Genomic DNA, 18881 nt, shown 5'->3' on the forward strand with positions numbered 1-18881 from the left:
GCTGCAGCGATCAGTCCGCCCGGCGCAGCGACGCCGCCTTCATCGTCAGGTGGTCCCGCTCGGGAACGGTCTGGGCGCGCGCGGCAGCATCGGCGTACAGGTGCGCCGCCACCCCCAGATTCCCGTCTTTCTCGTGCAGATACGCCAGCGCCGCGGTGTGTCGAGGCAGTGCTGGATCCAGATCGGCCAACGCGGTCAACCCGGCTCCCGGACCGTCCGCCTCACCGAGTGCCACCGCCCGGTTGAGTCGGGCGATCGGGCTGTCGGTGAGAGCGATCAGTTCGTCGTACCACTCGACGATTTGCACCCAGTCGGTCTCGCCCGCGCTCGGGGCGTCGGCGTGCAGGGCAGCGATGGCCGCCTGTGCCTGGTACTCGCCCAGTCTGCCGCGGGCCAGGGCGCTCTGCAGTACGTCCACCGCCTCGGCGATCAGGTCGGTACACCACAGCGTGCGGTCCTGCTCGGCCAGCGGCACCAGCCTGCCGTCGGCACGGTGGCGCGCCGGGCGCCTGCTGTGGTGTAACAGGAACAGGGCCAGCAGACCCGCCACCTCCGCATCGTCGGTCTGCGCCGCCAGCTGGCGGGCCAGCCGGATCGCCTCGGCGGCCAGATCGACGTCACCGGTGTAGCCCTCGTTGAACACCAGGTACAGCACCTTCAGCACCGTGCGCAGGTCGCCTCTCCGGTCCAGGCGAACGGTGCTCACCGTCCGTTTGGCGCGGCTGATCCTCTGCGCCATGGAGGCTTGCGGGACCAGGTAGGCGTTGGCGATCTGAGCCGTGGTCAGACCGCCGACCGCCCGCAGCGTCAGCGCCACCGCCGAGGCCGGGCTCAGGCTCGGATGGGCGCACAGGAAGTACAGCGCCAGGGTGTCGTCGACGGCGGCCGAGGGGCCCGGCAGAGGTGTGCTCGCCGATTCGCGCTCACGCCTGCGCCGGGCGACATCGGATCGGGTGCTGTCGAGATAACGGGGCCACGCAGCAGTGACCAACCAGCCCGCGGGATCGTCGGGCGGTTGGTGGGGCCACGTCTCCCAGGCCCGGACCAACGCCTCTTGCACGGCGTCCTCGGCACCGGAGAAGTCCGCCCCGCGGCGTACCAGTGCCGCCAACACGCCGGGGACGAGACCACGCACCGCGTCCGGGTCGAACGCCACTATTCGGTGACGGTCGGCGCCGAGGCCATGAAGGGGCGTACCTCGAGCCATTCGTGGATGGGCTCACCGCCTGCGCCCGGCGCCGCGGACAGTTCCCCGGCCAACTCGACGGCGCGCTCGTAGGAGTCGACGTCGACGATCATGTAGCCGGCAATCAGGTCCTTGGTCTCGGCAAAGGGGCCGTCGGTGATCGGCGGCCGCCCCGGGCCGTCGGAACGCACCCAGGCGCCCTCGGCGGACAGGGCCTGGCTGTCCACGTACTCACCGGACTGCTTGAGCCGATCGGCGAAGTCGTTCATGTACTGCAGGTGGGCATCGATCTCGGCCGGCGTCCGACGATCCATCGGCACGTCGTTCACCGAGGCCGGGGCGCCGCGGTAGTGCTTGAGGAACAGGTACTTCGCCATGGGTACTCCTTCGTCGGATTCCGCGACCGGGACGGTCAACGTATCCAGGGGACGGTGCCGTCACCCCATTCTCGACATCCCGGGGCGACTCATTGCTTGCCCCATGAGCAATGAGCCTTGGCATTCATCGGTGCGCACGTCACGATGATCGGCATGACCCGTGTGGATACCCGCCCACCCCGTACCGGTGACAGCGAGAAGGACGTTCTGACGGGGTTCCTCGACTACCTTCGCCAGTGTGTCGTCGAGAAGGTCAGGGGCGTGCCCGAGCCTGCGGTACGCGAACCCGGCGTCGCCTCGGGCACCAATCTGCTGGGCCTGCTGAAGCACCTGACACACGTGGAGCGGTTCATGTTCCTGGGTGAACAGGCTGCGGACTGGCCGGCAACGTTTCACGCCGCACCCGAGGAGACGGTCGACGATCTGATTGCGGCCTATCAGCAGGCGGTGCGGGAGGTCAACCGCGTGATCGCCGATTGCGGCGATCTGGCGTCGCCTGCCGCCCGCCCCGGCCGGACGCGGGTGACCATGCGGTGGGCGCTCACCCACATGGTCGAGGAGACCGCCCGGCACGCCGGACACCTGGACATCCTGCGCGAACTCGTCGACGGCAGCACCGGTCGGTGAGATACGTTGGCGCTCAGAATCTTTGCGACACGGCCAGCGCACGCGGACCGGTGAACACGAGCGTCAAGAAGAAGAAGCTGTACAGCGCCGCGGTCTCACCCTCGTTGACGTAGGGCCAGAAGTTCCGCGGGAAGTGCACCCAGAAATAGGCCACGGCCATCATGCCGGAGGCGATGAACGCCGCCACCCGGGTGGCCAGGCCGGCGGCGATCATCGCGCCGAGCACCACCTCGAGAATGCCGGCCCACCACATCGGCCACGCCCCCACGGCGGCAGCCTGCCCCGTCGGCCACCCGAAGAGCTTCACGGTGCCGTGCATGGCGAACATCAGCGCGGCGAGGATGCGGAACACTCCGAATGCCAGGTCGGATTTGGACGCCAGCCGGGTCTCGATCGGTGCGGAGGTGGCGGTGATCGTGGACATGCGTTCTCTACCTTTCGTCGGGTTTCGGTGTGCTCATCGTCAGCCCGTGAGTTCTCGAGGCAGCGACTCTCATAGCCGATTCACATATGAGATATGCAGGTGTGAGCCAACTTTGAGATGGTCGGTGCTGCGATGCAGGCCACATCCGATGAACGCAACGGGGCCCCTCTATGAGATGTCTATGAACTCCGCGTGTCGCGCGCCCGTCACCGCGACAATGGACCGGTGACCTCTGCTCCGATGGAGAAACAGCAGCCCCGCAAGGCCATCTTGGGCCAGCTGCCCCGGATGTACCGTGCCGACGGCTCGCCCATCCGGGTACTGCTCGTCGACGACGAACGCGCACTGACCAACCTGGTCCGGATGGCCCTGCAGTACGAGGGGTGGGAGATCGACGTCGCCCACGACGCCGACGAGGCGTTCGCGAAGTACCAGGCCAACACCCCTGATCTGCTGGTGCTGGACATCATGATGCCGGGTACCGACGGTCTCGGTGTGCTCGCCAAGGTCCGGGAATCCGGCACGTACACCCCCACCCTGTTCCTGACCGCACGGGACTCGGTCTCCGATCGGGTGACGGGGTTGACTGCCGGCGGCGACGATTACATGACCAAGCCGTTCTCCCTGGAGGAGTTGGTGGCGCGGCTGCGCGGGCTGCTGCGGCGCACGGCGTTCCTCACCCCCGCCGAGGACGAGACACTGCAGGTCGCCGACCTGGTACTCGAAGCCGCCAGCCGAGAGGTCACCCGGGCCGGCGTCGCCGTGTCACTGACCTCCACCGAGTTCGACTTGTTGCGCGTGCTCATGCGCAATCAGCGAAAGGCTTTGACTCGCAAGGAAATCCTGCGACAGGTCTGGGACTACGACTTCGGCGGCAAGACCAGCATCGTCGATCTCTACGTGTCGTACCTGCGTAAGAAGATCGACACCGGTCACGAGCCGATGATTCACACCGTGCGCGGCGTTGGATACATGCTGCGTCCACCGGAGACGCCCGGGCAGTGAAACGCATCTGGAGTAACTGGACCCTACTGCGACAGCTGGTCGTCGGAGTATCGGCCGTGGTGATGGTCGCACTGGTGACCGTGGGTGTCACCACGGTGGTGAGCCTGCGGGCGTCGGTGCTCGGGATCATCGACACCCAACTCGCGGGTGCCTCGGACGGTTACGTCAGCTCGGTGGCCAAGTACCGCAACACCCCGGGGCCCGATGGTGCGCTGCCGCAGCCGGGGGCGATGAAGCCACTGGTCAATCTGGTGGGGCAGGCTCCCGGCAACATCGTCGCGCTGATCCAGGACGGCCGCGTCGTCGACTCCGCTTACTTCTCCGACGGTGAGGCCGGCGTGGCCCCGGCAGCCGCCGTCGACAAGATCGCGCAGCTGTCCTGGCTCGGCGAGCCCCTGCGCAGCATCGAACTCCCTGGGCTGGGCTGGTACCGCATGTCCGGCGTCGCCGGCGATGGCAACGAGATCCTGGTGACCGGGGTGTCGCGGGCGCCGGCCTGGGATGCGATGGTGCGGGAGACCGCCATCGTGTCCGGGCTGACGGCGCTGGCCCTGGTGTTCACCGCGCTGTCCACCATCGCGATCGTGCGGTTCGCACTGCGGCCGCTACGCCGGGTGGCGACCACCGCCGCCGAGGTGGCGGCCCTGCCACTGGACCGCGACAACCACGCCATCACCCCTCGTGTGCCCACGGCCGACACGGACCCGCGCACCGAGGTTGGCCTGGTCGGCGACACCCTCAACCGGTTGCTCGACCACGTCGAGCGGGCCCTCGGTGATGTCGCGGCCTCGGATCGCCGGATGCGGCAGTTCATCACCGACGCCAGCCATGAATTGCGCACCCCGCTGGCCGCAATCGGCGGCTACGCACAGCTCACCCGGCAGGACAGCTCGGTGTTGCCCGAGATGACGGAGTATTCGCTGGCGCGCATCGAAGCCGAGACCCAACGGATGAATTCGTTGGTGTCGGATCTGCTGCTGCTGGCCCGGCTGGACGAGGGCCAAGACCTGGACCGGGCGGACGTCAATCTGGTCGAACTGGTGGTTGACGCGGTCAATGACGCCGCGGTGTCGGCGCCGGGTCACCTGTGGCACACCGCGGTGCCGGACGAGCCGGTGTGGGTGCGCGGCGATCAGGCGCGGCTGCACCAGACGCTGGCGAACCTGCTGTCCAACGCTCGTGTGCACACTCCCGACGGGACCACCGTCCGGACGGTTCTGACGACCGGGCGGACCGAGGACGGGGCCGACTACACGGAGTTGACGGTCTCTGACGACGGCACCGGTATCGACGCCGAGCTGTTGCCGCACCTGTTCGAGCGGTTCGTCCGCGCCGACAAGTCCCGCTCCCGCGAATCGGGAAGCTTCGGGCTCGGACTGTCCATCGCGGCATCCATCGTGGAGGCGCATGGCGGCACCATCACCGCCGAGTCCAGGTCGGGTCGAACCACGTTCGAGATTCGCCTGCCGACAGCGCTCCAACCGGCGACGGCGCCGGTCTGATCCCCACACCGAGTCCCGATCATCGCCTTACTGTGACCTTATCTAGCCCTTATTTTCCTTAAGTTCTGCGGTACGGTGGGGGATCGGCACCGGAGCACGCCACGGAAGGAACTCGACATGGGACATCAGCCCGAACGAATCGTCCTGGTCACCGGCGCTGCGGGAGGCGTCGGCGCCGAAGCGGCCCGACTCCTGGCCGCGGCGGGCACCCATGTGATCACCGCTGCCCGCTGGGATGAGGCCAGCATCTCCACCGTCATCGATTCCATCGCCGCCGAGCACGGCCGTCTCGACGGGGTGATCATCAACGCGTCCTGCGGTCTCGACATCGATTCCAGTCCCGCCGACGCGGTGGGCCTGAGCCCGGACGCGCAGCGGCGACTGGCCCGCCAGGCCGTCCCCCTCATGCCCGCGGGCGCCCGGATCGTGTTCGCCACCACCCATCAGGCGCACTTCTATCCCGCCAAGGCCGTCCCGAAGGGCTACGCAGCCGCGGCGGCCAGCATGCGCGCCGGCGAGACCGCACTGCATGCGTTGCGGGCCGAGTTCGCCCGGGCCGGCGTCCAGTTCACTGTGGTCTCCGGCGACCTCACCGATCGCCGCGACATGGCTGCAGCGGTGGTCAACGCGACCAATGTCGCGAACTCGTCCGGCGTCGTCTACGTGGGTCGGGCCGATTACCAGATGACGGCCTGACCTCCGGCGAACGACAAATCTGCCACCAACCGGTATCTTCAGCGACAGTTGGCGGCAGAGAGGTTGTGATGTTTCTTCCAGTTCCGACGGGCAGCACCACCGGCGCACTGATGACAGTCTTGACGACAGTCGTCGCGATCATGCTGATCAGCGCCATCTGGGTCTACCACGACGCAAGTGCATCCGCTGAGCGCGGCCGCCCCATCATCTCGTCAGTGGGTTCGCTGCAACTGAAGAAACCGGTCGCTTGGTTCCTGGCCGTCCTCCTGCTGTGGGAAATGTGCCTGCCGCTCTACATAACCAGCCGGAGTCAGGCCTAAACGCCTGCGCCTGAATTCGGTCGGGTTCATTCCACGCACGCGTTTGAACGCGGCGCTGAACCCGAACGGATCGGCGTACCCCACGCGTGCCGCGACCTCGGCGATGGTCGCCGTCCTGTGTTCCACCAGCAGGTCCGCGGCCAGCGTCATGCGCCACCCGGTCAAGTACGTCAGTGGTGGTTCGCCCACCAGATCGGTGAAACGCTTGGCCAGCGTCGAGCGTGACACCCCGATCCGACGCGCCAGTCCGGCCACGGTCCACGGCTCGGCCGGCTCCCCGTGGATCAGCCGCAATGCCTCACCCGCCACCGGGTCGCGCTGCGCCGCCCACCACGCCGGGGGTTGGCCGCCGGGCCGGTCGAACCACTCCCGCAACGTGCAGACCAGCATCCAGTCCAACAACCGGTCCAGGACCACCTGCTGGCCCGGCGCGTCGACGGCCACCTCCGCGGCCAGGTGGTCCACCACCGGATCACCGGTGCCCCCGGCCTCGACCCGCAGCACCACCGGCAGCGCCTCGAGCAGCCGGCGGTTGATCTCGCCGCCCACCGGATAGGCACCGACGATGAGTGTCGGGCCGCCGGCGTCGGCGTCGGCCCAGCCCAACCGATGGCGAGTGCCGCCCAACTCTGGCGTTGCACAGAACCGGCCGCACTGTACGGGCTGAGCCTCGGTATCGAGGGCGTCGACAAACGAGAAGATCCCGGGTCCACGCACCACCACGGTCTCGTAGGAATTCAGCGGCTCGGGCTCCCCGTGTTCGGGCACGATCCACCCGGAGCCGTTCAGGATGGTGCACAGCGTCAGGGGCGCGCCGTCGACAAAATGCAGGGACCACGGCGCTGACAAGGCGGTACTGCCGAACAGCGACCCATGCGCCCGCACCCCGCGGAACAGATCAGCGAAAGCGTCCACCCACCCAGGCTAGACGAATGGACAGGCATTCCGGCTTCTCACCCATGGGAAAGTCCAACAACCCCGGGTTGACTGGAGCCATGAACACCACCGACAACACCCTGGTCCTGGGGGCCAGCGGCAAGACCGGCCGCCGGCTCGTCCCCCGTCTGCGACTGCGCGGAGTGCCCGTGCGGCCGGCATCACGGTCCAGCAGGATCCGGTTCGACTGGGCTGACCGCGACAGCTGGTCCGCGGCCCTGCAAGACGTCGCCGCGGTGTATCTGGTGCCGCCACGCGACCCTGCGCCCGTGCGGGAGTTCGTGTCACTGGCCGAGCAGCGCGGGGTCCGACGGGCCGTCGTGCTCTCCGGCCGGGGCGCGGACACCTGGGGCGATTCGACTTTCGGACTGGACATGCGTGCCGCCGAGGACGCCGTGCGGGCCTCGAGCCTGGAGTGGACCATCCTGCGTCCCAACAACTTCGCGCAGGACTTCGACGAGGACGTTTTCCGCGACGATGTGGTCTCCGGGCAGCTTGCGCTGCCCAGCACGGTGGCAGAGCCGTTCATCGACATCGCGGATGTCGCCGACGTGGCGGCGACGGTACTGACCGAACCCGGCGCGCACGTCGGACAGATTTACGAGATGAGCGGTCCGCGATCGATCACCTTCGCCGAGGCCGTACAGCTGATCGCCACGGCGTCCGGACGCCCGGTGCACTACACCGCGGTGTCGCCGCAGGAGTACCGCGCCGGCCTGGTGGCGCAGGGCCTGAGCGAGGACGATGCGCACCACGTCGCGGAGATGTTCGTGATGATGGAGCGCGGTGCACTCAGTGCACCCACCGACACGGTGCCCACACTGTTGGGGCGCCCGGCCCACACGTTCGAGGACTATGTGCTGCGGGCCGCGGCGGCGGGGGCGTGGGACCGATGAGCACCTCACTGCGTGCGCAGGATCTCGACCTGCTGCGCCGGCCCCTGCACGGATTCCTGACGATCGCCGGAGGGCCCCAGCCGCCCCAGCCCCGCCCGGTGTGGTTCGAGGCGGCCGACGACGGGACCATCCAGCTGTTCACTGGCCCTGACACCGCCAAAGTTCGCCAGCTGCAGCGTGATCCGCGGGCCTCGCTGGTGGTGGCCGCCCCGGTCGGGGAACATGAACACTGGGTCTCGGTCACCGGCCCGGCCACCGTGGAACGCGACGGGGCCGACGAGCTGCTACACCGCCTGGCGGCGCGCTACTGGGACCTCGACGACCCCCGCCGCGCCGCGGAGCTCGCCGAGATGTCGGCCCAGAACTGGCTGCGGGTGGTCATTCACCCGGACAAGGTGAGCGGCTACGCGATGTGAGTCGGACGAGGCGGGTCAGGACCAGCCGTCGGCGACGGCGGCCACCTCGGCCCGCACCTCGGCGATGGGCCGGTGGAAGTCACCTGGGTTCGCCGGAGGCTCGGTGTGCACCACCACGCCCTGGACCTGCATCCCCATGAAGGCGCCGAGGATGCCGAAGAAGGGCCCGATCACGAAGTCGGTTTCCACGTCGGCTCCCGTTGGGGTCGCGCGCGCCGAGATCACCAGTACCGGCTTTCCCCGCAAGGGTGCAATGCCTTCTGCCGCAGGCGAAGTGGCACCGATGACGTGGACGTTGTCCAGCCACGCCTTCAGGGTCGAGGGCATCGAGTAGTTGTACATCGGCGCACCCACCACCACCGCGGCCGCATCGCTCAGCTCGGCGAGCAGCTCGTCCTGCAACCGGCGGGCCTCCGGCGACGGGGTCACACTGCCGTCGGGCTGCAGTTCAGCCGTGAAGTGCAGGGCGTTGGTGTGCAGGTGCGGCAACTGCTCGGTGTGCAGGTCGCGGCGACGGATCTCCCGGCCGGGCGCCGCGGCCGCCCACCGCTGGGCGAACTCTGTCGCCAACTGTCGTGACGCCGACGAGGTGAGGTTGGCCGACGAGTCGAGCTGCAAGATGTAGGTCACGAGGTAAGCAGTCTAGTGTGGCCGTTCAGCAGTCCCGAAAGACGCACTGCGCGTGGCCAAGACGCCTCCGGCGCCGGAAACCCGGGCCGAAAAATCCTCTGAAAAAATCTGGCACTCTCCGGCGCCGAGTGCTAATCTCGGCGGTGCACAGTGATTGGTCGCCCGCCAGGGTGGCGGGCCCCTAGTGTCGAGGAGGTGGGTTGCTGTGCTTCGTTTTGATCCCTTCGGTGACATTGACTCCCTGACCCGCGGACTGCTCGCGAATCAGTCGACGAACAGCCGAGTTCCCCGGTTCATGCCGATGGACCTGTGCAAGATCGGCGACCATTACGTGTTGACCGCCGACCTGCCTGGCATCGACCCCGGCTCCGTCGACGTCGATGTGGACGGCGGAACCCTGACCATCTCGGCGCACCGCACGGCCCGTTCCGAGGAGTCCGCCCAGTGGCTGGCCAACGAGCGGTTCTCCGGCAGCTATCGCCGTCAGTTGTCGCTCGGGGACAACATCGACACGTCTGCCATCTCGGCGACGTACGAGAACGGCGTGCTGACCGTCACGATCCCGGTGGCCGAGAAGGCCAAGCCGCGCAAGATCGAGGTCAGCCACACCGGCTCAGCAGTTCCGATCGAGCGGACCACCGTCGACGCAGAGTGAAAGGGGGTATATAGCAGCGACATTCGCCACCGAACCTTCACAGCTCCCGCACCTGCCCGCGTTCGACCAGCCAGCGGCGATCCAGCCGGACGTTCTGCACCATCCTGCGGTCATGCGTCACCAGCAGGAGTGCGCCGGTAAAAGTCTCCAACGCCTGCTCCAGCTGCTCGATCGCGGGCAGGTCCAGATGATTGGTGGGCTCGTCGAGCACCAGCACATTGGTGCCGACCGCCTGGAGCAGCGCCAGGCCGGCCCGGGTGCGTTCACCGGGCGACAGCGCGTCGACGGGGCGTTCCACATGGTCTGACTTGAGCCCGAACTTGGCCAGCAGCGTACGCACGTCGGCGGTGGTCCAATCCGGCAAGCGCTGCTCGAACCGTTGTACCAGTGTGCCCGAGCCGGTGAAATCGGCTCGGGCCTGGTCGATTTCGCCGATCGACACGTTTGCGCCCAGGCTGGCGCGTCCCTCGTCGGGCAGGATGCGCCCGAGTAGCAGCCGCAGCAGGGTGGACTTGCCCGCCCCGTTGGGTCCCGTGATGCCGATGCGGTCTCCGGCATCCACCTGCACACTCACCGGACCCAGGACGTGATCGCCTTGGCGCACCACTGCCTGGTTCAGGGTGGCCACCACCGCACTGGAGCGCGGCGCCGATCCGATGGTGAACTGCAGCGTCCACTCCTTGCGGGGTTCGGCCACGTCTTCGAGCCGGGCGATACGACTCTCCATCTGCCGGACCTTCTGTGCCTGCTTCTCGCTCGATTCGGTGGCCGCGCGGCGGCGGATCTTGTCGTTGTCCGGGGCCTTGCGGATCGCGTTGCGCACCCCCTGGCTGGACCACTCCCGCTGCACCCGGGCCCGCGCCACCAGATCCGCCTTCTTCTCGGCGAATTCCTCATACTGTTCGCGCCGGTGCCTGCGGCCGACCTCACGCTCTTCGAGGTAACTGTCGTATCCGCCGCCGAACACCGTGGTGGTGTTCTGCGCCAGATCCAGCTCCAGCACCCGGGTCACACTGCGCGCCAGGAACTCCCGGTCGTGACTGACCAGCACGACACCGCCGCGCAGCTCACGGACGAACTGCTCCAGCCGGTCGAGGCCGTCGAGATCCAGGTCATTGGTCGGTTCGTCGAGCAGGGCGATGTCGAACCGGGACAGGATCAGCGCCGCCAGGCCCACCCGCGCGGCCTGCCCGCCCGAGAGCGACGTCATGTCGGTCACCTCGGGCGTCACACCGTCGATCCCGAGATCGGCCAGCACCGCAGGCACCCGGTCCTCGAGGTCAGCGGCGCCGGTGGCCAGCCAGTGGTCCAACGCCACCGAGTAGGCGTCTGCGGCGGCGTCGGATTCACCCAGCGCCGCCGCCGCTGCTTCCATCGTCTCGGTGGCGGCAGCACACCCGGTGCGCCGCGCTATGTATGCGGCGACGGTCTCACCCGGGACACGCTCGTGTTCCTGCGGCAGCCAGCCCACGAATGCGTCTGCCGGAGCGAGGCTGACCGAGCCGGCCAGTGGTGGCAGTGCACCGGCCAGGATGCGTAGTAGCGTGCTCTTCCCGGCGCCGTTGGCGCCCACCACACCCAGCACGTCGCCGGGCGCCACCGTGACGTCCACGCCTTCGAAGAGAGTCCGGTGTGCGTAGCCGCCGGCCACCGCCTTGGCGACGAGCGTGGCGGTCACTACCAGCCCGCGTTGGCGGCCAGGTCGATGGCGTACTGGTTGACGAAGGTGCCCGCACTCGGGGCGCCGCGGCAGGATCCGTCGGACTCACCCGGGCGCTTGACCCACAGGAACGCATCCACCTGGGGGTTGCCGGTGTCGGTGGTGGGCCGGACACCGAGTGCGCGACCGCTGGGGTTGCACCAGTACAGCGGATCACCCTCGACGGGGCCCGCGCCGTTGCGTGAGGTGTCGATGACGAATGGCTTGCCACCCGTCATCCCCGAGATCGCAGCGCCGTAGCCCGTCGACTCTTCGGTGGTGAAGAAGTTGGCGGTGTTGAGGCTGAAGCCGCGGGCCTTGGCCACGCCCACCCGGTTGAGCCGCGCCGCCATCACATCGGCAGGCACCCAGCGGGAGTGGCCGGCGTCGACGTAGACGGCCGTGCCCGGGTTGCGGGTCAACACGTCGACGGCGTAGCCGATGAGGTCGAAGCGTTCCTCCTGTTGAGCCGGGGAGAGGCAGTCGGCCATGGCCAGCGCATCGGGCTCCAGGATCACTGCGGCGTGGCCGCCGCCGATGGCGCCGGCCACGCCGTCGATCCAGCCCCGGTAGGCGTCCGCCGAGCCGAATCCGCCCGCGGCGTAGCTGCCGCAGTCGCGGTTGGTGATCCCGTAGAGCGCCAGGATGGGCATGGTGCCCGCGGCCTGGGCGTCGGCGATGTACTTGGCGTCCACCGACGGGGTGGACAGGTGATCCATCCAGTACGCCGTGGGGGTGTTCACCACGGCGTTCAGCTGCGGGCTGGGGTTGCCGGCGGCGGCGCGAATTCCCTTCGAGTTGGGGTTCACGTAGAACGGCCGGCCCACCAGGGGGTTGGCTTCGCTGACCAGGTGCACCTGCGGCGCCGTGCTGGGGGCGTCCGGTAGGGAAACCGCACCGAGCCCGGCGACAACGGCCGCGGCCAGGAAGGGGCTGGTCCAACGCAGGACTGAGGAGATCACGTCCCGAAACTAGTGGCGGCCGGTGGTGAGCGCCAATCCGCCCCCACCGGTGCAGCGTCGGAGACGGGGCGCCGAAGAACAATCCGGTCGAGTCGGCGTTGCGGAGGCAGGAGGTGACGGCGGTTAGGGTGCTTGGGTGACCGCAGCAGCAGAAACGTCTCCTCTCGAAGCCCGGTTGGGCCACCACTACCAGATGGACGGCACCTACCTCGTCGGCCGCGAGAAGCTGCGCGAGTACGCCCGGGCGGTGCAGGACTACCACCCCGCGCACTGGGACGTGGCGGCCGCTGCCGAACTGGGCTACGCGGACGTCATCGCCCCGCTGACCTTCACCTCGGCACCCGGCATGCAGTGCAATCGCCGGATGTTCGAGTCCATCGTGGTCGGTTATGACACCTACCTGCAGACCGAAGAGGTCTTCGAGCAGCACCGCCCGATCGTCGCCGGCGACGAACTGACCATCGACGTCGAACTCACCGCCGTGCGCCGGACCGCCGGCCGGGACTTCATCACCGTCACCAACACCTTCACCGACACCGCGGGCGAGCGGGTGCACACCCTGCACACGACGGTCGTCGGTGTGACCGCCGACGACATCGACGCCGGGGTCAAGACAGCCGTGCAGAAGGCGATGATGCACGACATGAACATCCTCGACATCGGGGGTGACGACGCCGATTACGTCAAGACGCTGCGCCCCGAGACGGAGATCCGCATCGCCGACGGTTCCGGCCGCACACCGGGCACCCCGGATTTCGACAGCATCACCGTGGGTGACGACCTCGGGGTGCACCACACCCGGTTGTCGCGCGGCGACCTGGTCAATTACGCCGGCGTGGCCGGCGATGCCAATCCGATCCACTGGGATGAAGCCATCGCCAAGCTCGCCGGACTGCCCGACGTGATCGCCCATGGCATGCTCACCATGGGCCTGGGCGCGGGCTTCGCCTCCACGTGGACCGGTGATCCCGGAGCGGTGACCCGGTACACGGTGCGCCTGTCGCAGCCGGCCGTGGTGTCCGCCGCTGAGGGCGCCGACATCGAATACAGCGGCAAGGTGCGGTCACTGGACCCTGAAACCCGCAACGGAGTGCTGCTGATCGGCGCAAAGTCGGCCGGCAAGAAGATCTTCGGACTGGCGACGATGCACGTCAGGTTCCGCTGACCGGCACCTCGAGTGTCGTGATCCGCCGCTGTACCTCGCGGCGCAGCGCCCCGAGGATGACGAACACGTCGATCATCGAGATGTGGTTGGCGGCCAGCAGCACTGCCACGCCCGCTTGCCCATCCCCCGCGAGCGCGGTCGTCGTCTCGGTGCCGCCATGCCCCCGTGGTTGCATCGAACCGTATAGATAGAACCCCTAAGTTCCGGTAGCGTCGCTGGGGTGACTCTCGGCATCTGGGGTGATCTGACGGTCCTGGCCGCGGTGCTGGAGATCGTCTTCGCGAGCTGTGTCTTCGTCTACGTCTCCCGGCTGGAGAGGCGACGGTCCCATCCCCTGGGCGACCAGGTGGGCGCCCACAAGGCGGTGCTGGCCAAAGTACGCAAGGGCGCACCCATGACGCCGGAGGAAGTCGACTACGCAGCCGAGCTGGTGGCGGACGCCCGTTCACCACTGGCGTACGCCATCCCCGCCGCCTTGTTCACCATCGGTTTCTTCTACGTCGTCGGGTGTCTGTTCATGCTCCACGTCCACGGCGGCGATCCCTCCTTTCGCACCTTCATCGGCGGCATCCCCATGCTGACGTCGATGAACATGGCTGCCCAGCTGCGCCGGGTCGCCGGACTGAAGCGCAAACTGCCGGCCGTCAGCGCTGCGTGAGCACCGGGTCCCCGTCCTCCCACAACCGCAGTTGACGGTCGCGGTCACGGCCGCCGAAGGGCCGGGGCGCGGGGCGCTGGCGGACGTTCAGCGGCCACCAGAACCAGCGACCCAGCAATGCCGCGATGGCCGGGGTCATGAAGGACCGCACGATCAGTGTGTCGAACAGCAGACCCAGGGCGATGGTGGTGCCGATCTGTCCCAGGATCCGCAAGTCCGCGAACAGGAATGAGGCCATGGTGGCGGCAAACACCAGACCCGCTGCCGTGACGACGGCCCCCGATCCGGCCATCGCCCGGATGATGCCGGTGTTGAGCCCGGCCCCGATCTCTTCTTTGAAGCGGGAGATCAGCAGCAGGTTGTAGTCCGAGCCGACCGCCAGCAGCAGAATCACCGCCAGCGCCAACACGATCCAGTAGAGGTCGACGCCGAAGATCTCCTGCCAGATCAACACCGACAGCCCGAACGACGCACCCAGTGACAGGGCGACGGTTCCGACGATGACGAACGCTGCGACGATGCTGCGGGTGATGAACATCATCACGAGCAGGATCAGACACAGCGCCGCGATCGCCGCGATCATCAGGTCGTACTTGGCACCGTCCTGAATGTCCTTGTAGGTTGCGGCAGTTCCGGCGAGGTAGATCTGTGAACCCGCCAGCGGGGTTCCCTTGACAGCTTCCTTGGCGGCCTGCCTGATCGCATCGATGTGCGAAATACCTTCAGGGGTGGCCGGATCCCCCTCGTGGGTGATGATCATCCGCGCCGCCTTGCCGTCCGGTGAGAGGAACAGCTTCAGTCCGCGTTGGAATTCGGGGTTGGTGAAGGCCTCAGGTGGCAGGTAGAAGGAGTCGTCGGTCTTGGAGGCGTCGTAGGCCTGCCCCAGCGCAGTGGCGTTCTGCAGTGCCGCCGCGGCCTGGTCGTTGAGCCCCGAGGTGGTGGCGTAGTTGGTCAGCGTCAGGTCGCGGTTGGTCTCCTGGCTGGCGATCTGTGGAGGGATCAATGCCAGCAGCTTCGGTTGCAGCTCATCGAGTTTGGCGATGCTGCCCGCGACATCGGCCAGTTGATCGGTCAAAGCGTTGATGCCGTCGAGCGCGTCGAACAGTGACCGCAGCGCCCAGCAGATCGGGATGTCATAGCAGTGCGGTTCCCAGTAGAAGTAATTGCGCAACGGTCGGAAGAAATCGTCGAAGTTGGCGATCTTGTCTCGCAGGTCCTCGGCGGTGGCCACGGTGTTCTGGAAGGCCCTGGTCTGTTCGTCGGTGACCGCGCTGGACTGCTGCTGCAACGCATACTGCTGTCGCAGGACTTCGATGGAGTTGTTGATGACGTCCACCTGCTTGAGCAGATCTGCACCGCGCGCCTGCTGGAAGGGCAGGTTGTTGATCTGCGAGCCGCTGCCCGCACTGATCTGGAACGGGATGGACGTGTGGTCCAGAGGTGTGCCCAGCGGCCGGGTGATCGACTGCACCTGCGCGATGCCGTCGGTATGGAAGACGGCCTTGGCCACCCGTTCCAGCAGGATCATGTCGGTGGGGTTGCGCAGGTCGTGATCGGCTTGCACCATCAGCAATTCGGGGTTGAGGCGGGCCTGCGAGAAGTGCCGCTCGGCAGCGGTGTAACCGACATTCGCCGGCGCGTCGGAGGGCAGGTAGGGGCGGGCGTCGTAGCTCGTGGCGTAGCTGGGCAGCGCCAACAGCCCGATCAAGGCGACCGCCACCGTGGCTACCAGGATCGGTCCCGGCCAGCGGACGATTGCCGTACCGATCCGGCGCCAGCCGCGGGTGCGCATGGGTCTGCTGGGTTCGAAGAGGCCGAAGTGCCGCCCGATGACCAGCAGCGCCGGTGCGAGGGTCAACGCCGCCACCACTGCCACCAGAACTCCGATGCCCGCTGGGATTCCGAGGCTCTGAAAGTAGGGCAACCGGGTGAACGTCAGGCACAGCACCGCCCCGGCGATGGTCAACCCGGAACCCAGGATGATGTGGGCCGTGCCGTGGTACATCGTGGAGAACGCGGTGATCCGGTCCTCGCCGGCTTGGCGCGCCTCGTGGAACCGCCCGAGCAGGAAAATCGCGTAGTCGGTGCCCGCCGCTATCACCAGTAGCGTCAACAAATTGGTTGAGTAGGTCGATAATTCGATGATGCCGGCGTTGGCGAGCACCGCCACGACGCCGCGTGAGGCAGTCAGCTCGATCATCACCGTGAAGAGCACCATGAACACCGTGGTGAGCCTGCGATACAGCCAGAGCAGCATCAGCGCTATCACCCCGAGGGTGATCAGGGTGGTCTTCAAGGTGCCCTGCCGACCCACCTCGAACTGGTCGGTGACCAACGGCGCCGCGCCGGTGACGTAGGCCCGCAGGCCTTCTGGAGGCGGGTTGTCGTTCACGATGGCGCGCACGGCATCGACGGACTCGTTGGCCAACGACTCGCCCTGGTTGCCCGCCAGGTACAGCTGGACCAGCGCCGCTTTGCCATCCGAACTCTGCGATCCGGCGGCCGTGAGCGGGTCGCCCCAGAAGTCCTGAATGTGCTGGACGTGGCTGGTGTCTGCCGAGAGCTTCTGGACCAGCCCGTCGTAGTAGTGATGGGCATCGGCACCGAGCGGCTGGTCGCCCTCCAGAACGATCATCGCCGAACTGTCGGAATCGAATTCATCGAATACCGCGCCGATTCGCTTGCTTGCCTGCAGCGACGGCGAATCCTGCGGACTCAGCGAGACGTTGTGCGACTCCGCGACCGTCTCGAGCTGCGGAACGAAAACGTTGGTGAGCACCGCCAGCACCAGCCAGAACAGCGCGATGAGCACCGAGTACCGCCGGATCAGATCCGGAATCCGCTGCGCGCTCATCCGGACTTGTCCAGGCAGTAGGTGAAGGCGTTCAGTGTGTGCGCCGAACGCTCGTCCTTGACGTCATTGTCGATGGTGATCCGACAGCCGATCCAGTCGCCGTCGCCTTGCGCCGCGATGTTGACGAAGACGGCCGGATCCGTGGTCGTGGTGTCGTACACCCACGGCAGCGCGACTCCTTCCGCCTTCTGGGGCTGGGCCTCGACATCGGTGTACGTGACCGTCGCCACCACGCCGGGCGGACCGAAGACCTCCAACAGCACGTGTTTGGGATTGAACGGCACGATGTCGTTCTCGGCTCCGCTGGGCGTGGACACCACGTCCTCGGAGGCGAAAATGCCACGCAGCCGGTACACCGCAAAGCCGGCCGCCACGACCACCACCACCGCGACCAGGGCCATCCATCGCCGCTGCAGCACCTTGCTGACCGACACCCGCGGCATCCGCAACCCCTTCTGTGAGCGGCGACAGGCGCAAGCACATTTCTATAGTGAAGCTAAACAACTCGGTAGACGCTACGTCACCCGACCCCCCTGCACAACTGGAACAGCGAATCTGACCAGTACCGAATACAACCGATTCACAGCGAATTCGAAGGAGCAGGTGCTGTTCCAGCTAAGCGTTGCGTGATCGCCGGGCGGCACCGATGGTCAGCCACACCGCCGCAACCACGAAGTAGAAGGCACCGAACGCGGCATACGGTGCCACCGCGGTCGCGTCCGGAACCTCGGTCGAGGTCGACGCGATCACGAACATGACCCCCGCAGCAGTCGATTGCGCACCGCTGAGCAGCATCGCCCACTGCCCACCGGCCCTGCGGCGGCGACGCAATCCGGTGGCCAGTTGCAGCAACCCGGACACCGCTGCCCAGACGCCGAATACGCCGAGTACGGCATTCATGCTGCCAGTCAGCGCGACGGCGACGGCGCCGGTGGTGAGCACACTGACCGCCGCGTTCACCGCCTGCGTCGGGTTGTTGCGGACACCGCCACTGCGTTGTGCGTCAACCACATTGGCTGCGGCATCCCAGGCCGGGTAGATCAGGAACAGGACGGCCAGAGCCGGCGCGGCATCGGGGGTCAGAAAGGCCGCAGCCACCCACGCGACGTTGAAAGCTGCGCGCACCAGGTAGTAGCGGGTGAGCCAGCGGTCAGCACCGTGGTCCACCTCGGGCGCGCTGAGCGTATCGGTCATGGAGTCACTCCTTGTTGTGATTCGGGCACGACGGATCAACCCCTCGCGTATTGCGAGCGGTGGACGTGCCCGGTTGCGGGTGGGTCAGGTGTGTGCGCGGAGCCTGTCGATTGCGCTGTCGGCGATGGCGGCGAAAACCCCGGGATCGCCATGCGCCCGCGCCGAGAGCATGGCGCCGTGCACGGTGGCCATGAACACCTCAGCCTCTGCGCGTGGTGAGCCCGTGAAGGAGAAGATCCCCTGCGCGGCGCCGGTTTCCAGTGCAGCCGTCAACCAGTCCGACAGGGACCGGAAGTAGGCCCGGACTTCAGTAGCCACCTCGTCGGGCAGAACCGGAATCTGTGTGGCCAACAGTGCACAGAGGCAATAACTGGTGTCGGGCACCCCGATGCAGGCGGCCCAGTAATCGGTGTAGCCGTGCAACCGTGCCACTGGATCTGCCACCGTGCGAAGCGATTCCGCCATCCCCGCCTCCGCCTCTGCGCGGTAGCGCTGCACCAGGGTGCGCACCAGGTCGACCTTGGTCGGAAAGTGGTGGTGAATGCTGGCCTTGCGGATGCCTACGACGGCGGCGATGTCGGCGTAACTGAATCCGTTGTATCCCCCGGCGACGATCGATGCGCGGGCGCAGTCGAGGATCGCGTCGGGGGTAGACATCGAAGGCATGCCGCGAGCCTAC

20 protein-coding genes and 1 pseudogene are annotated in these 18881 nt (G+C 67.2%); 9 read left to right on the forward strand and 12 right to left on the reverse strand.

Annotated features, from left to right (window positions below; all coding sequences use genetic code 11):
* Window positions 1-10 precede the first annotated feature (10 nt).
* Window positions 11-1156, reverse strand: coding sequence for an RNA polymerase sigma factor (locus G6N58_RS07130; RefSeq protein WP_232067766.1), 1146 nt, complete (start codon window positions 1154-1156; stop codon window positions 11-13).
* Window positions 1156-1563 (reverse strand): YciI family protein, encoded by a 408-nt coding sequence (locus tag G6N58_RS07135; protein WP_115279206.1) that lies wholly within the window; start codon window positions 1561-1563, stop codon window positions 1156-1158. Before G6N58_RS07135 ends, G6N58_RS07130 begins: the two co-directional genes overlap by 1 nt.
* A 153-nt stretch (window positions 1564-1716) precedes the next feature.
* Between G6N58_RS07135 and G6N58_RS07140 the strand changes: the two genes are divergently transcribed.
* Window positions 1717-2190 (forward strand): DinB family protein, encoded by a 474-nt coding sequence (locus G6N58_RS07140; protein ID WP_232067767.1) that lies wholly within the window; start codon window positions 1717-1719, stop codon window positions 2188-2190.
* A 13-nt stretch (window positions 2191-2203) separates the two neighbouring features.
* Here the strand turns inward: G6N58_RS07140 and G6N58_RS07145 are convergent, their stop codons facing one another.
* Complete coding sequence (locus tag G6N58_RS07145; RefSeq protein ID WP_068919191.1) at window positions 2204-2614, reverse strand: DoxX family protein; 411 nt, start codon at window positions 2612-2614, stop codon at window positions 2204-2206.
* Window positions 2615-2854: 240 nt separating this feature from the next.
* Here G6N58_RS07145 and G6N58_RS07150 point away from each other — a divergent pair, with 240 nt between their 5' ends.
* From G6N58_RS07150 to G6N58_RS07160, 3 genes are all read left to right on the forward strand, one after another.
* Window positions 2855-3619, forward strand: coding sequence for a response regulator transcription factor (locus G6N58_RS07150; RefSeq protein WP_068919192.1), 765 nt, complete (start codon window positions 2855-2857; stop codon window positions 3617-3619).
* Between the two features lie 62 nt (window positions 3620-3681).
* Entirely contained in the window at window positions 3682-5121 is a 1440-nt protein-coding gene (locus tag G6N58_RS07155; RefSeq protein ID WP_115281704.1) for a sensor histidine kinase, read from the forward strand.
* 117 nt (window positions 5122-5238) lie between these two features.
* The gene (locus G6N58_RS07160) at window positions 5239-5817 is read left to right on the forward strand and encodes a Rossmann-fold NAD(P)-binding domain-containing protein (RefSeq protein WP_068919194.1); all 579 of its coding nucleotides are present in this window, start codon (window positions 5239-5241) and stop codon (window positions 5815-5817) included.
* Window positions 5818-6143: 326 nt separating this feature from the next.
* On the opposite strand, the pseudogene G6N58_RS07165 reads toward G6N58_RS07160, so the two are convergent.
* A pseudogene (locus tag G6N58_RS07165) lies at window positions 6144-7052 on the reverse strand (cupin domain-containing protein); the annotation flags it as partial.
* A gap of 17 nt (window positions 7053-7069) precedes the next feature.
* On the opposite strand from G6N58_RS07165, the gene G6N58_RS07170 reads away from it, so the two are divergent.
* The gene (locus tag G6N58_RS07170; protein WP_232067768.1) at window positions 7070-7969 is read left to right on the forward strand and encodes an NAD(P)H-binding protein; all 900 of its coding nucleotides are present in this window, start codon (window positions 7070-7072) and stop codon (window positions 7967-7969) included.
* Window positions 7966-8385: a pyridoxamine 5'-phosphate oxidase family protein gene (locus tag G6N58_RS07175; protein WP_068919196.1), complete on the forward strand. Its 420-nt coding sequence runs from the start codon at window positions 7966-7968 to the stop codon at window positions 8383-8385. The genes G6N58_RS07170 and G6N58_RS07175 overlap by 4 nt, the downstream gene beginning before the upstream one ends.
* 15 nt (window positions 8386-8400) lie before the next feature.
* Here the strand turns inward: G6N58_RS07175 and G6N58_RS07180 are convergent, their stop codons facing one another.
* Entirely contained in the window at window positions 8401-9015 is a 615-nt protein-coding gene (locus G6N58_RS07180) for an FMN-dependent NADH-azoreductase (RefSeq protein ID WP_115279203.1), read from the reverse strand.
* A 205-nt stretch (window positions 9016-9220) separates the two neighbouring features.
* On the opposite strand from G6N58_RS07180, the gene G6N58_RS07185 reads away from it, so the two are divergent.
* A complete protein-coding gene (locus G6N58_RS07185) occupies window positions 9221-9670 on the forward strand; it encodes an Hsp20/alpha crystallin family protein (protein WP_068919198.1) in 450 nt (149 codons plus the stop codon).
* A 37-nt stretch (window positions 9671-9707) separates the two neighbouring features.
* Here the strand turns inward: G6N58_RS07185 and G6N58_RS07190 are convergent, their stop codons facing one another.
* Both G6N58_RS07190 and G6N58_RS07195 read right to left on the reverse strand, forming a co-directional pair.
* A complete protein-coding gene (locus tag G6N58_RS07190) occupies window positions 9708-11348 on the reverse strand; it encodes an ABC-F family ATP-binding cassette domain-containing protein (protein ID WP_115279202.1) in 1641 nt (546 codons plus the stop codon).
* Entirely contained in the window at window positions 11348-12331 is a 984-nt protein-coding gene (locus tag G6N58_RS07195; protein ID WP_115279201.1) for a glycoside hydrolase family 6 protein, read from the reverse strand. Before G6N58_RS07195 ends, G6N58_RS07190 begins: the two co-directional genes overlap by 1 nt.
* Window positions 12332-12467: 136 nt before the next feature.
* On the opposite strand from G6N58_RS07195, the gene G6N58_RS07200 reads away from it, so the two are divergent.
* Window positions 12468-13496: a fused (3R)-hydroxyacyl-ACP dehydratase subunits HadA/HadB gene (locus tag G6N58_RS07200; protein ID WP_115279200.1), complete on the forward strand. Its 1029-nt coding sequence runs from the start codon at window positions 12468-12470 to the stop codon at window positions 13494-13496.
* Here the strand turns inward: G6N58_RS07200 and G6N58_RS31035 are convergent.
* Window positions 13483-13605: a hypothetical protein gene (locus tag G6N58_RS31035; RefSeq protein ID WP_272866082.1), complete on the reverse strand. Its 123-nt coding sequence runs from the start codon at window positions 13603-13605 to the stop codon at window positions 13483-13485. The genes G6N58_RS07200 and G6N58_RS31035 overlap by 14 nt on opposite strands.
* A 111-nt stretch (window positions 13606-13716) precedes the next feature.
* On the opposite strand from G6N58_RS31035, the gene G6N58_RS07205 reads away from it, so the two are divergent.
* A complete protein-coding gene (locus tag G6N58_RS07205; RefSeq protein ID WP_115279199.1) occupies window positions 13717-14154 on the forward strand; it encodes a hypothetical protein in 438 nt (145 codons plus the stop codon).
* Here the strand turns inward: G6N58_RS07205 and G6N58_RS07210 are convergent.
* The 4 genes from G6N58_RS07210 to G6N58_RS07225 all read right to left on the reverse strand — a co-directional run bounded on the left by G6N58_RS07210 (window position 14141) and on the right by G6N58_RS07225 (window position 18868).
* Window positions 14141-17008 (reverse strand): MMPL/RND family transporter, encoded by a 2868-nt coding sequence (locus G6N58_RS07210; RefSeq protein ID WP_115279198.1) that lies wholly within the window; start codon window positions 17006-17008, stop codon window positions 14141-14143. The two genes, G6N58_RS07205 and G6N58_RS07210, sit on opposite strands and share 14 nt — an antisense overlap.
* The gene (locus G6N58_RS07215; RefSeq protein ID WP_172544996.1) at window positions 17005-17451 is read right to left on the reverse strand and encodes an MmpS family transport accessory protein; all 447 of its coding nucleotides are present in this window, start codon (window positions 17449-17451) and stop codon (window positions 17005-17007) included. Before G6N58_RS07215 ends, G6N58_RS07210 begins: the two co-directional genes overlap by 4 nt.
* Window positions 17452-17623: 172 nt before the next feature.
* Window positions 17624-18202, reverse strand: coding sequence for a DUF308 domain-containing protein (locus G6N58_RS07220; protein WP_115279197.1), 579 nt, complete (start codon window positions 18200-18202; stop codon window positions 17624-17626).
* 84 nt (window positions 18203-18286) lie between these two features.
* The gene (locus tag G6N58_RS07225; RefSeq protein ID WP_115279196.1) at window positions 18287-18868 is read right to left on the reverse strand and encodes a TetR/AcrR family transcriptional regulator; all 582 of its coding nucleotides are present in this window, start codon (window positions 18866-18868) and stop codon (window positions 18287-18289) included.
* Window positions 18869-18881: the final 13 nt, after the last annotated feature.

Source organism: Mycolicibacterium tokaiense (assembly GCF_010725885.1).
In the GTDB taxonomy this organism is placed as follows: Bacteria; Actinomycetota; Actinomycetes; order Mycobacteriales; family Mycobacteriaceae; genus Mycobacterium; species Mycobacterium tokaiense.

Excerpts from the sequence above, each read along its gene's own strand:
- G6N58_RS07135 (WP_115279206.1), bottom strand. The coding sequence starts at position 1,563 with ATGGCGAAGTACCTGTTCCTCAAGCACTACCGCGGCGCCCCGGCCTCG.
- G6N58_RS07140 (WP_232067767.1), top strand. The coding sequence starts at position 1,717 with ATGACCCGTGTGGATACCCGCCCACCCCGTACCGGTGACAGCGAGAAG.
- G6N58_RS07145 (WP_068919191.1), bottom strand. The coding sequence starts at position 2,614 with ATGTCCACGATCACCGCCACCTCCGCACCGATCGAGACCCGGCTGGCG.
- G6N58_RS07150 (WP_068919192.1), top strand. The coding sequence starts at position 2,855 with ATGGAGAAACAGCAGCCCCGCAAGGCCATCTTGGGCCAGCTGCCCCGG.
- G6N58_RS07155 (WP_115281704.1), top strand. The coding sequence starts at position 3,682 with ATGGTCGCACTGGTGACCGTGGGTGTCACCACGGTGGTGAGCCTGCGG.
- G6N58_RS07160 (WP_068919194.1), top strand. The coding sequence starts at position 5,239 with ATGGGACATCAGCCCGAACGAATCGTCCTGGTCACCGGCGCTGCGGGA.
- G6N58_RS07170 (WP_232067768.1), top strand. The coding sequence starts at position 7,070 with ATGGACAGGCATTCCGGCTTCTCACCCATGGGAAAGTCCAACAACCCC.
- G6N58_RS07175 (WP_068919196.1), top strand. The coding sequence starts at position 7,966 with ATGAGCACCTCACTGCGTGCGCAGGATCTCGACCTGCTGCGCCGGCCC.
- G6N58_RS07210 (WP_115279198.1), bottom strand. The coding sequence starts at position 17,008 with ATGAGCGCGCAGCGGATTCCGGATCTGATCCGGCGGTACTCGGTGCTC.
- G6N58_RS07215 (WP_172544996.1), bottom strand. The coding sequence starts at position 17,451 with ATGCCGCGGGTGTCGGTCAGCAAGGTGCTGCAGCGGCGATGGATGGCC.
- G6N58_RS07220 (WP_115279197.1), bottom strand. The coding sequence starts at position 18,202 with ATGACCGATACGCTCAGCGCGCCCGAGGTGGACCACGGTGCTGACCGC.
- G6N58_RS07225 (WP_115279196.1), bottom strand. The coding sequence starts at position 18,868 with ATGCCTTCGATGTCTACCCCCGACGCGATCCTCGACTGCGCCCGCGCA.